At 59.6% G+C, this 13,095-nt stretch carries 12 protein-coding genes; 4 read left to right on the forward strand and 8 right to left on the reverse strand.

Features of this window, described 5'->3' with window-relative positions; genetic code table 11:
* Positions 1 to 70: 70 nt before the first annotated feature.
* Complete coding sequence (locus tag I41_RS11715) at positions 71 to 274, reverse strand: SHOCT domain-containing protein (RefSeq protein WP_210421173.1); 204 nt, start codon at positions 272 to 274, stop codon at positions 71 to 73.
* Between the two features lie 410 nt (positions 275 to 684).
* Here I41_RS11715 and I41_RS11720 point away from each other — a divergent pair, with 410 nt between their 5' ends.
* On the forward strand, positions 685 to 1,497 hold the full coding sequence (locus tag I41_RS11720; protein WP_145432810.1) for a ZIP family metal transporter: 813 nt from the start codon (positions 685 to 687) through the stop codon (positions 1,495 to 1,497).
* A 112-nt stretch (positions 1,498 to 1,609) separates the two neighbouring features.
* On the opposite strand, the gene I41_RS28545 is transcribed toward I41_RS11720, so the two are convergent.
* From I41_RS28545 to I41_RS11735, 3 genes are all read right to left on the reverse strand, one after another.
* Positions 1,610 to 1,687 (reverse strand): PEP-CTERM sorting domain-containing protein, encoded by a 78-nt coding sequence (locus I41_RS28545; protein ID WP_145436333.1) that lies wholly within the window; start codon positions 1,685 to 1,687, stop codon positions 1,610 to 1,612.
* Positions 1,688 to 1,800: 113 nt separating this feature from the next.
* On the reverse strand, positions 1,801 to 3,180 hold the full coding sequence (locus I41_RS11730; protein WP_145432813.1) for a PHP domain-containing protein: 1,380 nt from the start codon (positions 3,178 to 3,180) through the stop codon (positions 1,801 to 1,803).
* A gap of 233 nt (positions 3,181 to 3,413) precedes the next feature.
* Positions 3,414 to 3,905: a macro domain-containing protein gene (locus I41_RS11735; protein ID WP_145432815.1), complete on the reverse strand. Its 492-nt coding sequence runs from the start codon at positions 3,903 to 3,905 to the stop codon at positions 3,414 to 3,416.
* A gap of 554 nt (positions 3,906 to 4,459) precedes the next feature.
* On the opposite strand from I41_RS11735, the gene I41_RS11740 reads away from it, so the two are divergent.
* From I41_RS11740 to I41_RS11750, 3 genes are all read left to right on the forward strand, one after another.
* Complete coding sequence (locus tag I41_RS11740; protein ID WP_145432817.1) at positions 4,460 to 5,311, forward strand: transglutaminase-like domain-containing protein; 852 nt, start codon at positions 4,460 to 4,462, stop codon at positions 5,309 to 5,311.
* Between the two features lie 16 nt (positions 5,312 to 5,327).
* A complete protein-coding gene (locus tag I41_RS11745; RefSeq protein WP_145432819.1) occupies positions 5,328 to 6,056 on the forward strand; it encodes a peptidase in 729 nt (242 codons plus the stop codon).
* A gap of 478 nt (positions 6,057 to 6,534) precedes the next feature.
* Positions 6,535 to 6,966 carry an MFS transporter gene (locus I41_RS11750; protein ID WP_168206829.1) on the forward strand — a complete coding sequence of 144 codons (432 nt, stop codon included), beginning with the start codon at positions 6,535 to 6,537 and terminating at the stop codon, positions 6,964 to 6,966.
* A 410-nt stretch (positions 6,967 to 7,376) separates the two neighbouring features.
* Here the strand turns inward: I41_RS11750 and I41_RS11755 are convergent, their stop codons facing one another.
* From I41_RS11755 to I41_RS11765, 4 genes are all read right to left on the reverse strand, one after another.
* Positions 7,377 to 9,719, reverse strand: a complete 2,343-nt coding sequence (locus tag I41_RS11755; protein WP_210421174.1) for a bifunctional YncE family protein/alkaline phosphatase family protein — start codon at positions 9,717 to 9,719, stop codon at positions 7,377 to 7,379.
* Positions 9,720 to 9,976: 257 nt separating this feature from the next.
* Positions 9,977 to 10,309, reverse strand: a complete 333-nt coding sequence (locus I41_RS27210; protein WP_168206830.1) for a hypothetical protein — start codon at positions 10,307 to 10,309, stop codon at positions 9,977 to 9,979.
* Positions 10,303 to 10,506 carry a hypothetical protein gene (locus I41_RS11760; RefSeq protein WP_145432825.1) on the reverse strand — a complete coding sequence of 68 codons (204 nt, stop codon included), beginning with the start codon at positions 10,504 to 10,506 and terminating at the stop codon, positions 10,303 to 10,305. The genes I41_RS27210 and I41_RS11760 overlap by 7 nt, the downstream gene beginning before the upstream one ends.
* Before the next feature lie 186 nt (positions 10,507 to 10,692).
* The gene (locus I41_RS11765) at positions 10,693 to 13,095 is read right to left on the reverse strand and encodes an arylsulfatase (protein WP_145432827.1); all 2,403 of its coding nucleotides are present in this window, start codon (positions 13,093 to 13,095) and stop codon (positions 10,693 to 10,695) included.

The following is a 13,095-nucleotide window of genomic DNA, read 5'->3' on the forward strand; positions in this document are numbered from 1 at the left end:
GGTTATTGCGGCGAGCCGATCGAGCCCTAGGATCTCATCCCTATTTTCAACGCTTTATTGTTCAAGCAGTCTACAAACGGCTCAACAAGTCGCCCTTCTTCTGGTTGAACTCGTCGTCGGTCACGATGCCCTTGTGGCGTAGCTCGCCCAGGCGTTCGAGGGCGGCGAACACGTCACCTGCCAGCGGTGCATTTCCAGAAGATTTACCGGGAAAGCCGACATGCGGCGAGGCAGGGGGGTGAGATGCTTGAACCGGTTGGCCGTCACGCGACACCACTGGCAGGCGAGACAGGTCGACCGTGCCGAATTGGCCCGAATCGCCCTCCGTCGGCCGTGTTCAAACGGCGGATTGTCACCGTATCGGTGAAAACGAATGCGGCCTGTTGGAAACGTCAAAGAATCTTCAGGCTGACGATTGGCGTCTATCCTGGGCTTCATCGAGCTCGCTGCGGGCGAATATTGGCGTTTTTCAATAGGCCCGATGACCTGTTGAGACGACGGCGTGATACCGCTTTGGCGGCCGCTCGTACTCAGCGCCCTGGTGCTCGAAGACGTCCACTATCTCGATGGACTGTTCTGCAAGTACATCGAATGCATCGACTAAGATGTTCTTGCAGGATTCACTTGCCGGCCTTGTCACCGGCAGACGCCTTATACGGTCGGCGCGGGCAACGTCATATCAAGATGTACGACTTGTTTTCCTCCCTTCACCCCGTTTTCCAAGCGCTCCTCGCGGGCCTATTCACTTGGTTTGTGACGGCCGTCGGGGCGGCGTCCGTCTTCTTTGCGCGACGCGTCAATCGACGATTCCTCGATGGCATGCTTGGCTTCTCCGGCGGCGTGATGCTCGCAGCGAGCTACTGGTCTCTGCTCGGTCCGGCGATTGAAATCTCTGCACAGGGACCGCTGCCAGCCTGGCTCCCGCCAGCATTGGGTTTTCTGGCGGGCGGTGCGGTGCTCTGGGTGCTCGACAAGTCGTTACCGCATCTCCACCTCGGGTTTCCCGTGGAGGAAGCGGAAGGGCCCAAGACATCCTGGCGACGAGCAATGCTGCTGGTGACCGCCATTACGCTGCATAACATCCCTGAAGGCCTAGCCGTTGGCGTTGCCTTCGGGGGCGTGATCGAGGGGGTGCCGTCGGCAAGCACCGCGGCGGCAGTTGCCCTCTCAATCGGCATCGGCATTCAGAACTTTCCTGAGGGGATCGCTGTGGCGATGCCTTTACGTGCGGAAGGCATGGGGCGTATCAAGAGTTTTTGGTTTGGGCAACTCTCGGCGCTCGTGGAGCCAATCGCCGCGATGGCCGGGGCGGCCCTGGTGGTCGTCGCCGCACCGCTCTTGCCCTACGCACTCAGTTTCGCTGCCGGCGCGATGATCTACGTCGTCGTCGAAGAATTGATCCCCGAGGCCGAGCGGGCGGGCAACGTCGATCTGGCGACCGTCACTCTGATGATCGGATTCACCACAATGATGGTACTCGACGTCGCGCTAGGATGAACACGAACCCGCGAGCAAACCGACGCTGACCCGCCCACCGTCAACGATCAGAAAAGGGTGGGTTGTTGACCAGTTTCACGCGCTACAAGAGTTGTGAGACGCGCTAGGCGATTCACCGCCGCCTCGCGAGTGTGCCTCCCACCGCCGCGAGCGACAGCAGCGCCCCGGTCGACGGCTCGGGTACGCTCAGTGCATTGAGGTAGTGCGGCTCACGCTGATTGAAGCTGGCGACGGGATTGGCATCACCCCGCGAACATGACGGGGGTCAACGAACGTGGAGGAATCCCAGCGTCTGAGACGTCTCTACTCCCTCCTCCGAACGTAGATCGGATTCGTGAGGATCCAGGGTCGATCTTCACCGGCCAACTTGAGCCAGACCTCGACGCGGTAGACGCCTGGCGTATCCACTAAAAAGTCAAATCCCGTGCCGATCTGGTCGAGCACTACCTGGCCGTCTCGCACGAGCTTGACGCGGCACTCGAGCGGCGCCTCGGCACGCAGGTGCAAGCCCTCGGCGAACGGCACTTCGCTGCCGACGGGCCAGCTGTCGGCGTCCCGGTCGGCCCGATAGACAAATCCGGTCGGATCGGCGATCCAATCGAACGCTACATACGCTCGGCCAGCGCCGAGCGCCTGCCATACCTGCGCCTCGCTGACCTCTGTGAGCAGCAGGTGGGTGCTCACGTGGCGGAAGCTGCGGACGTACGGATCGAGGTCGAGCTCAAAAATCAGGTCGCCAGGCTTCCTGCCGGCGGTTAACAACTTGATGGGGGCAATTTTTTCGGGATCGAGTCGGGCGATCACTTCGCCTAGCGCGTCTTCCAATTGGACCTGGCCGTCTTCCAGAATCTTGGCTTGGTAGGCCTGATTGTGATGGGCGTCGTTGGCTGAAACGCCGGTGTGCCGTGCCTTTATACATAGTTGATCGTAGCGCTTCAGGTAATCGGCCGGATAGTCCAGTAGCGCGCCAAACACCTCCTGCGGGTATTGCTTTACGGAGCTGGCCAGGCTGATCATCGACAGCGGCGAGCGGAGCACGGCCAGGAAGCGATCCTCGTTCTTGAAGTCGGCGTGCGTATTGTAGATCTCAGCACCAGTGACGTTGGTAATCTCCCAGTCCATCCGCTCTTCAAGATGGGAGACAAAGACCAGGCCTCCGGTGGAGCGCACCAGGTCGGCGAAGGCCTGGGGCGCGTCCGTCTTCTGATCCTGAACGCTCCGTCGTGGATAGGCCAGAAATCCGCCGGTTTCGGCGCCGGGGATCAGCAGCACTCCCTGTTCGAAACCGCGGTGGCCGTCGAGGAAGTAGTTGTAATTGTTGGAGGGGTGTTCGCTGAACATAATCACGCGAACGCCAGCATCTTTAGCCCCCGCAAGGATCTCCTCGATCGTGCCGCGGCTATCATGCGACAACGCCGAGTGCACGTGCAAGAGCGACCGCACGTCGTCATAGCCGCTGGACAGACTCACGGAGCGGCGCTGCGATTTCAGCGATTCAATCGCTTCGTGGACGGCCCGCAGGTTTTCGGGGCGAATTCGCTCGATCGCATCGGCGTCGACAGCCGCCGTCCACCCAATCCAAACAAAGAAAAATGCGATCCACGACAATGAACGTCCGGCGACCAACGACAGACGCACCATCGGGGCGTGCAGTAAAGCGCCAATTGCCAGCTTCTTGCTCATTTGACGCCAGTGGGTTTGCGCAGCTCGTTAGATATCAGCGGCAAGAGCCGTTCGATTGCCGAAGCGATCCCAAGGGCAATGTACTCCCCTCCGTGTCACTCGGTCGCGTAGAAGAGTTCTCGGCTCGTCGAAGGTTTGCCATCAACCAGTTGAGTTGCCGGCCCGCCGTAGGTTCAAAAACCGTCCTTTAGTGGGAGTCCGAGGAAACGGTTGGGTTATTGCGACAGCGGCCGTCAAACGCCTGGCTCGATCGCCTGTTGACCCTTGTGATAGGTCGTGTAGACGTAGATCGGGATGGGCAGGTCGCCCAAAAACTGGACGACGAGTTGGTGCACGCCCCCCCACTCTAAGCCCCCAATACCGGTGGCGAGTTTCGGCATCGCCAGGCTCTTGATTTCGGTTTTTTCGAGTTCGTGCCGTAACCGTTTCAAGCAGTGATTCACGTTCGCCAATGTCGCTCGACCCGGCTTGGCGCCATGGCCATGCTCGCCTTCCTGGGTCAACAAATTGAAGATCCGAATCCCTCCAACGCCGCTCCACGCCCACAACTCGCCCGGCTTGGGATTCGCCTGGTGGGCATAGTGGCGGAAGTCCTTGGCCATCGAAGGCCAGTTTTCCCGCAGTGCAAGGGCTAACCCGTTGTCGAAGTGGTCATTGGGGGCGACGCCATGCGCGATCGCCTGGGCTTTGGTCAACAAAAGATCGCCCGCGACTTCATAAATCATGAGTGTGCCTCCCCTCAAAAGACGTCCCGAGTACTTCGTAAGCAGACGAACATTTCCGAAGCGGCCTCTGCCGCTAACCTGTCGAAAGCGTCCTGGGATTTTAGCACGCCCTCCTTGCGGATGCACCTAGCAGGTTGCGGTGTGTAGACCGACGCAGTCCACTTGCACTGTTTCGATCGTTACTGCCAGCGATGGGGGTGCGCCGGTTTCAAGGTGACATCCAGTGCGGTCGCCCACCCAGCACAGCTACGAATGCAAAAGCGCCTCCTTATGAGACTTTCCGCGGGTTGGCAAGGGGCTGCACGCATTTGCGACGCGTCGCTGGGCTTCCGCTATGAGAAAGCGACGCCCATTACCATTCGTGAGTGCGATTACGCGCATCGCTCGTGCATATCCGCACAAATAGCGTGACTCCTCCGAGCACTCGGCCAAAACCGCTAAGCAAGCGCGGCACTGTTTTCCAACTTGATCGGTTTCGCGATCTTACTTCTCGATGGGCACGCAGTATGCTAGGACGAGTAGAAGGACAATATAGGTTGAGAGAGCCGTTACCCATGAAGATTCACGTCGGCTACGAGTTGGTCTTTCGGTGCCCGCAACCGACGCCGATGATCGTCATGTTAAGTGTTCACGAGAGCCGCATCTCAGACCTTACGGCCGACCACCTAGTGCTCACGCCGTCCGTTCCAGTCACAGACTATCGAGACTTTTACGGTAACCGGTGCAGCCGCATCGTGGCGCCGGCAGGAAACATCCGGCTGAGCGGCAATGCTGTCGTGTCCGACGCCGGGAAAGCCGACGTGGCAGCGCCTTGGCTTGAGCAACGGTCCATCGAGACGCTGCCCGAAGACGCCTTGCTCTTTCTGCTCGGCAGCAGGTATTGCGAAACCGACCTGCTGTTAGAGACCGCACAGCGATTGTTCGGTGCGGCGCCGACTGGCTGGAGGCGAGTCCAGGCCATCTGCGATTTCGTGCATCAGCACATTCAGTTCGGCTACGGTCATGCCAGCCCAACGATGACTGCTCGGCAAGCATTTCGGCGCCGCGTGGGTGTGTGTCGCGACTTTGCGCATCTTGCCATCACTTTCTGCCGTTGCATGAATATCCCGGCGCGCTACTGCACTGGCTATCTAAGCGATATCGGCGAGCCGCCGCCTTACTCGCCGATGGACTTTGCAGCTTGGTTCGAGGCATATCTCGGCGACGGCTGGTACACCTTTGATCCTCGGAACAATACGCCGCGAATTGGGCGGATCCTCGTTGCCCGAGGCAGAGACGCGGCGGATGTTGCGCTAACGACCAGCTTCGGACCATCGACGCTAGAGAGCTTCACAGTAGAGACGAATGAGATCAAATCAGTCGAACCAGCGAACGGACTAGGGGCTGTCAAAGTCGACTTCCGTTAAGCAAGAAAGTCAGCGTATGACATATTGTGTCGGCATCTTGCTAAAAGACGGAATCGTCCTCGCCTCGGATTCGCGTACACATGCCGGAGTCGATAACTTCGCCAAGTTCTGCAAAATGACCGTGTTCGAGCGGGCCGGCGATCGCGTGCTCGTCTTGCTGAGTTCCGGCAATTTGGCCGGGACCCAAGCAGTCATCAACGTGCTGAAACAGCGCAGTGAGGTGACCAGTGGTGCGCCCAACATCTGGACCGCGCGCACCATGTTCGATGTTGTGATGCTTGTTTCGGATGCGATGCGCGACATCGAGCGTCGCGATGCGCCGTTCCTGGAAAGCGGTCCTGTTTCGTTCAACGCCTCGTTCATCGTCGGCGGGCAACTCAAGGGCGAGCCGCCACGGCTGTTTCGCATCTACGCGGAGGGCAACTTTATCGAAGCGGGAGATGAAACGCCGTTTCTCCAAACGGGCGAAGCCAAGTACGGAAAGCCGATTATCGATCGAGTGCTCGCGCCCGCGACGACGCTGGCAGACGCCACGAAATGCGTTCTCGTCTCATTCGATTCGACGATGCGCAGCAACCTGTCGGTTGGCATGCCGATCGATTTAGTTTGTTACGAGCGGGACAGCCTGGAGGTCCGTAAACGGCGCCGTTTCAACGAAGGCGACGCCTATTTCACGGCACTGAGTGCTGATTGGAGCGAAGGCGTACGCAAAGTGTTTCAGGAATTGCCCGACCTCCAATGGTAAGAGCACTCTCAAGTGGGTACGTGCACGCTTGGGGTTGGCGGATTGGCATTTAAGAACGACTGGCGGGCGGCTCGCAAACCTTCCAGCATCGTCATCACGTTGATGAGGATGACGCAGCCGGAGACGGTCTCACGCCAGATTTGCGTCAAAAGCTCCGCGTCGACGTTTTTCGGAACTGATGTTGTGTGTTAGAGAACGTATGCCGCAACGGTCATTGTTGACGCTGCCTGAAAACGGTTGGATTGTGGCAGGGCGCTCCGCCGTCATGATGACTCCCGGCCGCAACCTACGAAATCTCTCAGGAGTTGATCTCGCGTGTCGTCGGAGTCACATTCCCGACCGTCTCTCCCGCGAAACGTCAAGATTCTTGGCGCCGCGAGTATGCTCAACGACATCGCCAGCGAGATGATCTTTCCGCTGCTGCCCAATTTTCTACTTTCGGTTCTGCTCGGGAACCGCTTCTACGAGTGAACTTGGCGTGTCGACGCCGTTACTGCCGCTGCTTTGGTGCGGCTTTCATGTCGTCAAGAGTCTCAGCAATTTGCTGTTGGGCGGCGTGGCAGACCGTTACGGGCCGCGGCCTTTGATCGTTCTGGGCTGGCTCGTGTACGCCGCGGTTTACGTTGCCTTTGGGTTGGCCACGACTGCATGGCAAGCCTGGGCGCTCTTCCTGTGTTACGCCCTCTTCTACGGACTCACGGAGCCAGCGGAGAAGGCGATGGTGGCGAATCTCGTGGGCAGCGAACGCAAAGGATTGGCCTACGGCTGGTTCAACTTTGCGATCGGCATTGCCACTTTGCCGTCGAGCTTAATCTCCGGAGGCCTGTATCAATTCTTCGGGCCTTTGTTGGCATTCTGGTGGGGAGCGTTGCTGGCCCTCGCTGCGGCAGCACTGATGGTCAGCGTGTAAGAGGCGCCGGCGCGCCCGGACTTGGAGCTCGTTTGACGGACCGCTGCGCGGGCAGATCATCCTCCGAGCGTCAGGCCGGACGCGGATTTGAGTTCACGGTACGCCGCAGCGGCGCCAGTCGCGGTTGGTTCGACGCGTTGAGAGAAGCTTGGCGAAGGCGGGAGTCGTGGTCGCCGGAGTAGGCAGGATCATCGCCCTCGGAACCGTTTCGAAACGGTGGTTTGCCGAAGCGCACATGTAAACGGCTGCGAGATTGCTGCTGGAATGGAATCAGAATCCGTTGATTTCTCGGAGTCGGAGAAATGGGTTGGCTTGATGGAACCGCGTCAGGGTCGTCGTCGTCGAATGTCATCGACGCTGGCAGTAGAGCGCAGATCGATGATCATCCTCGCGGAAGTACTTCGAGTGCCTCAATCATCATCATCGTCTTCGTCTGATCCGGGGCGAGCGAAGAAGAAGCCGGCCCTCACCGGGGCCGGCATCACCGAGTCAGGTCCGCGGACCGCCTTCCAGACGATCTGATTTAGGACCAAATCATCCGCCGCGTCTTCGCGTGAAAAATCGAGTTTCGCCGAGAGATCGCTGAGCGGCGCCTCGGGGGCATTTACCGCGTTCAAGTCCACATTCGCCGCTCGATGGTCGTAGGGACGCAAATCGGCTTTTGGCTGGAACGATTCGTACATCGGTAGCGCCGCCGCATCGAACTGACTCATCGGTTCCAAACCCAAGATCAGCTCCATTGTGCGCAACATACTGGCCGTCGAATACATGTTGGAGTCAACGTGCTCGCGTTTCGTAAACGGGCTGATAACCAGCGCGACCGTGCGGTGGGCGTCGACATGGTCAGAGCCGTTCTGGGCGTCGTCTTCAACGACGAAAATCGCCGTCTCCTTCCAGAACTTGCTGTGACTGAGTGCTTCCACGACCAGCCCAAGGGCGAGATCATTGTCGCCGACTGCCGCAATCGGCGTATGCGCACCGACTTTCGTTCCCGAGGTGTGGTCGTTTGGGAGCCGCATGACGATCAGGCGTGGCATTTCGCCGGCCTGCTCGAACTGTCGCAGCTCCGTGATGAACCGTTTGGCGCGGTCGACGTCGCTGTACTCCATGTCAAAGCTGCGATAAAGCGGATCGAAGTGTCCTTCGAGAGCCGGCATGCTAACCGTGCCGGGGTCGCCAGCCTTCTCCGCGTTGGCAACGAACTCTCCATAGCTCCGGTAGGTTACCTCTCTCTCCTTGCAGCGGTCCCAAATGTATCCACCGGCTGAGAAGGCGATTGGCAAGGCCCCTTCGCTCGGATAGCGAAAGATGCCGCGCCCTCCTTTGCGATAGTTCAAAGGCCAGGTCTTCTCGACGAAATCGGTCGCATAGGCCGCCATCGTCCATTCGTGACCGTCGGCGCTCACTTCGCCTTCGACGTAAAAATTGTCGAGCGTCACAAATTGCCGCGCCAGGGCGTGGTGATTGGGCGTCACGCGCTCAGGAAAAAGACACAAGCTCGCGTCACCGTTGCCCTTCGGCAGGTCGCCAAACACCTGGTCGTACGTGCGGTTCTCTTTGATGATGTAGACGCAATGCTTGATCGGACTGGCATCGCCGACCTTCGCCGGAATGGGATTGTCCTGCTCACGGGGCTTGGTAACGGCCGATCGATCGCTCTTCAGCGGACTGCACTTGTACGTTTGCTTGGTGTAACGTGCCATCTCTTCGGGCGAGGGGGCCGGAATCACGGACAATGTGCCACGCAGTAAGCCGCCGATGTACTCGCGCAAGGTGCCCGCGCTACCAGCGGGAATCAGCGGATTTGGGCCCTGGCGGTTGGCTTTGGGCGACAGTCCCTTGCCATTGGCCACGTAGATGTGGTTGTCCACAGCGCTATACCGCACCGAAGTTGGATACCAGCCGACGGGAATGTAGCCTAGCGACCGACTTCGGCCACGTTCACTGACGTCGATCACAGCGAGATTGTTGTTGTCTGCGTTGGCGATGAACAACACCTTGCCATTCGGCGAAAGCGCCAGGCTGTTGGGCGTGCTGCCGTGCGGAGCCTGGGGATACAACGCGCTGTTGATCGTTTCCAGCGTATCGCCCGTGTCGGCATCGAGCACGACTACAGTATTTCCGTTCGCGCAGGCGACGTAGAGTTCCTTTGCGTCAGGCGAAAGAGTCATCTCGGTGGGATGGGAGGCCGTCGACCAGCGCCCGACGAACTTATCGGCCACGACGTCGAACACCGCTACGGCAGACTGGTTCCAAAGGCTGACAAATACTCGCTTGCCGTCGGGGCTCGGCAGCGGCGCGTAGGGATAGCTGTCTTTACCCAGGTCATGATGCTTGGGCGGCGCTGGATCGCTCAGAGAAATCCGCGCGAGCGTGTCTCCCCACGCGTTAGCCGAGAACAGAGATTGACCGTCGACGCTACAGGCCAGACCTGCGGGAATAAAGTTCTTGTTGGGATCGGCAACTTGGATTCTTCGTTGGTCCGATAGCAAACCGTCAGCGAACTGGAACTGATGGACAACGGCAAATTCACCGCCACTGGCAAACAGGCGCTTCCCTTGGGGATCGAAGCAGAGACCGTAAAAACACTGCGGCAGGACCACCCGGGAGACGACCATACCCTCCGAGAGATCGACAATGACGATTTCGTGGGCGCCGAATCCCGCATGCAGCACAGCGGCCCAAGGTTCCTTCGGATGGAGAGCAACATTGACAGGAAAGTCCCCGAGGGCAATCTGCTTCCCGGCTGGCATGAGAGACCATTGAGTGGGCAGCAGAATTTCGCCGCCAGACTGTTGCCCCGGCAGACGCCGCGCAGGCGACTTATTGGCTCCAAGACTCCCAGTCTCCGCAATCTCTGGCGGGTCCGAGAGCGCGACGCTGGGCGTGCATAGAACAGTTCCGAGCACAATTGCTGTCAATCGAAGTGCGTTCATGTCGCCGGCTCTCGCGTCTTCGGGGTGATGCTGATCCGTTGTTCTAAACAACCGCGCGCGAGACGGCAAATCCTTCATGCAAAGCACATAAACGCGGGCATCGCCGGCTGGTCCCTGCCAGACAAGGCGCCGCAACGCAGCATTCCATGAAATCGGACGACTTTCCGGGATGCGCGGACGATCTCGTCAATGGCATGAGTTCCCGGCACTCGGGCGCCCACGGCCAACAGTCCTGGGGAACGGCCGATATTTAAGTTGCCCATGACGCGAAGGTTGCCGTTGATCGACGCGATCGTCGGGTGCGACGTCAATCCGGTGCTCCCCTGCAACGTTCCGAGTCCGCGGTCGAGCACGGTGTTGGGGGGATGCGACGGCTGCGCGTAGAGGCGGCCGCCAACCACTAGCACGCCGCTGGGCAGACTGATCGACCCCCCGGGGTGATCCGGACCAGGTCCGCCGCGACGTCGGCGCCGTTGAGGATTGACAGGGCGCCCGCAACCGTTAGCGGGCCATTCACTTGCACCAGCGAAGGAGAGTCGCGAACCCCCAGCAGCGAATTTGCCCCGAGCCGGTACTCTCCGCTCGAGCCAAACGTGCGGATCATTCCCGCCGCCGCAAGAATGGCGTGACAAATACAAGCGCATGTTCGACGAAGGTTGGGACCGCCAGCGGGAGCTCACTCATGCCAAGCAATTGGAAATGCGCATCGTCCCGCCAGTTTGGGCCGTAGCGGGAGACACGCCGTTTATAAAAATCTTCTTGTCCTAATTGCGAGCGTGCTTGGCCGTCATCACTGGAGTTTGACCGTCACCTTCTCAATTGCTCCAGTGAAGGCAAAGGGCAGCTTGTATGTGAAGTCCACGGCAGAGCCAATGTCCATGCCGACGTCGACTCCCTCGCCGAGCGAGAATTGGAGCGGAACTGTTTTGGGCAGTCTTCCTGCACCGATCTGCTTGCCGTTGGCGGTGATTGTCACGGCTGCCGGCTTGCCGAGTTCACCGGGCTGACCCTCGTAAGCGAAGTTCACCGCGAGGGTGACTTTCCCCTTTGGCAACGCTGCGGACGAGATCGTGAACCGCTCGATGGCGAGCATGTTGTAGACGACGTGGGCTTTCCCGTCGCGCAGAAAGATTCCGTAGCCCCCGGTGAGCCCGCCATGGGTGAAGACCATCCCTTCGGCTCCCGCATCGGGAATCTCGATGTCGGCGGTCACCGAAAACGATTTGTTCAATACCGGCGGGGCAGCGCCGTCTGGCAGCGCGATCTGGCCTGGGTAGTACACGAACGTGTCGCGATTTCCAGCGAGGCTGGGTCGCCCCTGCAGTTCAGCGTTCAACCGTTCGGTGCCGCGCCAGTCGAGCGGCAAGGCTTTGTATTTCTCCGCTTCCTTCCAGAAGAGGGCGTCGAGTTCTTTGACCTTCTCCGGAAACTTGGCCGCTAGATCGTCCGACTGTGAGAAGTCCTTGTCCAAGTTGTACAGTTCCCATTTCGCCGTCAGCGGATCGAACTCGCCGCGAGTCGGCTCCCACGGGACGAAGCTGCGGCTCGACGCCACCCAGCCGTCGTGATACATCCCGCGGTTAACCAGCAATTCGAAGTACTGCGTCTTCCGTGTTTCGGGAGCGTCCTCGTCGGTGAAGCTCTCAAGGAAACTGGCGCCTTCCATTGGCTTTTGCGCGATGCCGTTGAGCACGGTCGGCGGCGTAATTCCGATCGCGTCATAGAGTGTCGGTACAATGTCGATCACGTGGAGGAACTGCGTCCGTATCCCGCCCTTGTCCTTGATCCTTGCGGGCCAGGAAATGATCATCGGGTTACGAGTGCCGCCGAAGTGACTGGCAACTTGCTTGGTCCACTGGAATGGCGTGTTCATCGCGTGAGCCCACGAGCTGGGGAAGTGGTTGAACCACTTCGGTCCGCCGATCTCGTCGATGTGCTCCAGATTATCTTCCCATTTCTCGGGGAAGCCATTGAAGAACAGGTTCTCGTTGACGCTCCCTTCCAGCCCGCCTTCGGCACTGGCGCCATTGTCGCCAACGATGTAGACGAAAATCGTGTTGTCGCCGTTCGGCATCTGCTTGACCGCGTCGATAACGCGGCCCATATGGTAATCGACGTGAGCCGCGTAACCGGCGAACACCTCCATCATCCGCGCGTAGATCTTCTTCTGGTCGGCGCTCAGCGCGTTCCAGGCGGGCAATCCCTCACTACGAGCCGTGAGTTTGGTGTCCGGCGGCACGACGCCCATGGCGATCTGTCGCTTCAGCGTCGCTTCGCGGTAGGCGTCCCAACCACCATCAAACTTTCCCTTGAACTTGTCGATCCACTCCTTGGGAGCGTGATGGGGCGAGTGATTGGCTCCCGGAGCGACGTACAGGAAAAACGGTTTGTCCGGGGCAATGCTGTTGACCTTCCGGGTCCAATCGATCGCCCTGTCGGCCAGGTCTTCCGTCATGTGGTAATTCGGGTCGGAGCTCTTGGGAACGAGGTTCCGGTTCTCGAACAGGACGGGGTTCCAGTGGTTCATATCCCCAGCGTTAAAGCCGTAGAAGTAGTCGAACCCGAGGCCATTGGCCCAGCGGTCGAACGGGCCTGCCGCACTCGTCTCCCACGCGGGGGTGTTGTGATTCTTGCCAATCCACGCGGTCATGTACCCGTTCTGGCGGAGCACTTCGCCGATGGTGCCGCAACTGCGCGGCAAGACGCAGGTATAGCCGTCGTATCCGGTGGCCGCCTCGGTGATCACGCCGGTCGCAGCCGAATGGTGGTTGCAGCCGGTGATGAGCGCGGCCCGCGTGGGGCTGCACAGCGCCGTCGTGTGGAAGCGGTTGTACTTCAGACCCTCCGCCGCGAGCTTATCCAGCGTCGGGGACGGAATTCCGCCGCCGAAGGCGGAGTACTGACCAAACCCGGTGTCATCGAGCAGGATGAGCACGACGTTCGGCGCTCCCTGCGGAGCCTGAATCGGTTGGGGAAACTGAGGCGGATCGGAGTCCTTGTACGTCTTCCCCACCATGCCCTTGAACGCGAAATCAGGTCGCGGCAGCACTTGGGGCGTGCCCTCGGTCGCCGGTGGTTGGGCGTTGGGTTGCTGGGCGAACGTCTCGGCCAACTGAACGGTCGTGACCAGCCAACCGAGCGGACCCGCTAACATCATGATCATGCTGGCGCGAAAGCGAACTCGTCGAAGCAT

Origin of the sequence: Lacipirellula limnantheis (assembly GCF_007746075.1) — a bacterium.
In the GTDB taxonomy this organism is placed as follows: Bacteria; Planctomycetota; Planctomycetia; order Pirellulales; family Lacipirellulaceae; genus Lacipirellula; species Lacipirellula limnantheis.

Coding starts and splice junctions, on each gene's coding strand:
- I41_RS11745 (WP_145432819.1), top strand. CDS start 5,328: ATGACATATTGTGTCGGCATCTTGCTAAAAGACGGAATCGTCCTCGCC.
- I41_RS11730 (WP_145432813.1), bottom strand. CDS start 3,180: ATGAGCAAGAAGCTGGCAATTGGCGCTTTACTGCACGCCCCGATGGTG.
- I41_RS11760 (WP_145432825.1), bottom strand. CDS start 10,506: ATGATCCGCACGTTTGGCTCGAGCGGAGAGTACCGGCTCGGGGCAAAT.
- I41_RS11755 (WP_210421174.1), bottom strand. CDS start 9,719: ATGCCAGCCGGGAAGCAGATTGCCCTCGGGGACTTTCCTGTCAATGTT.
- I41_RS11765 (WP_145432827.1), bottom strand. CDS start 13,095: ATGCTTCGACGAGTTCGCTTTCGCGCCAGCATGATCATGATGTTAGCG.
- I41_RS11720 (WP_145432810.1), top strand. CDS start 685: ATGTACGACTTGTTTTCCTCCCTTCACCCCGTTTTCCAAGCGCTCCTC.
- I41_RS11735 (WP_145432815.1), bottom strand. CDS start 3,905: ATGATTTATGAAGTCGCGGGCGATCTTTTGTTGACCAAAGCCCAGGCG.
- I41_RS11740 (WP_145432817.1), top strand. CDS start 4,460: ATGAAGATTCACGTCGGCTACGAGTTGGTCTTTCGGTGCCCGCAACCG.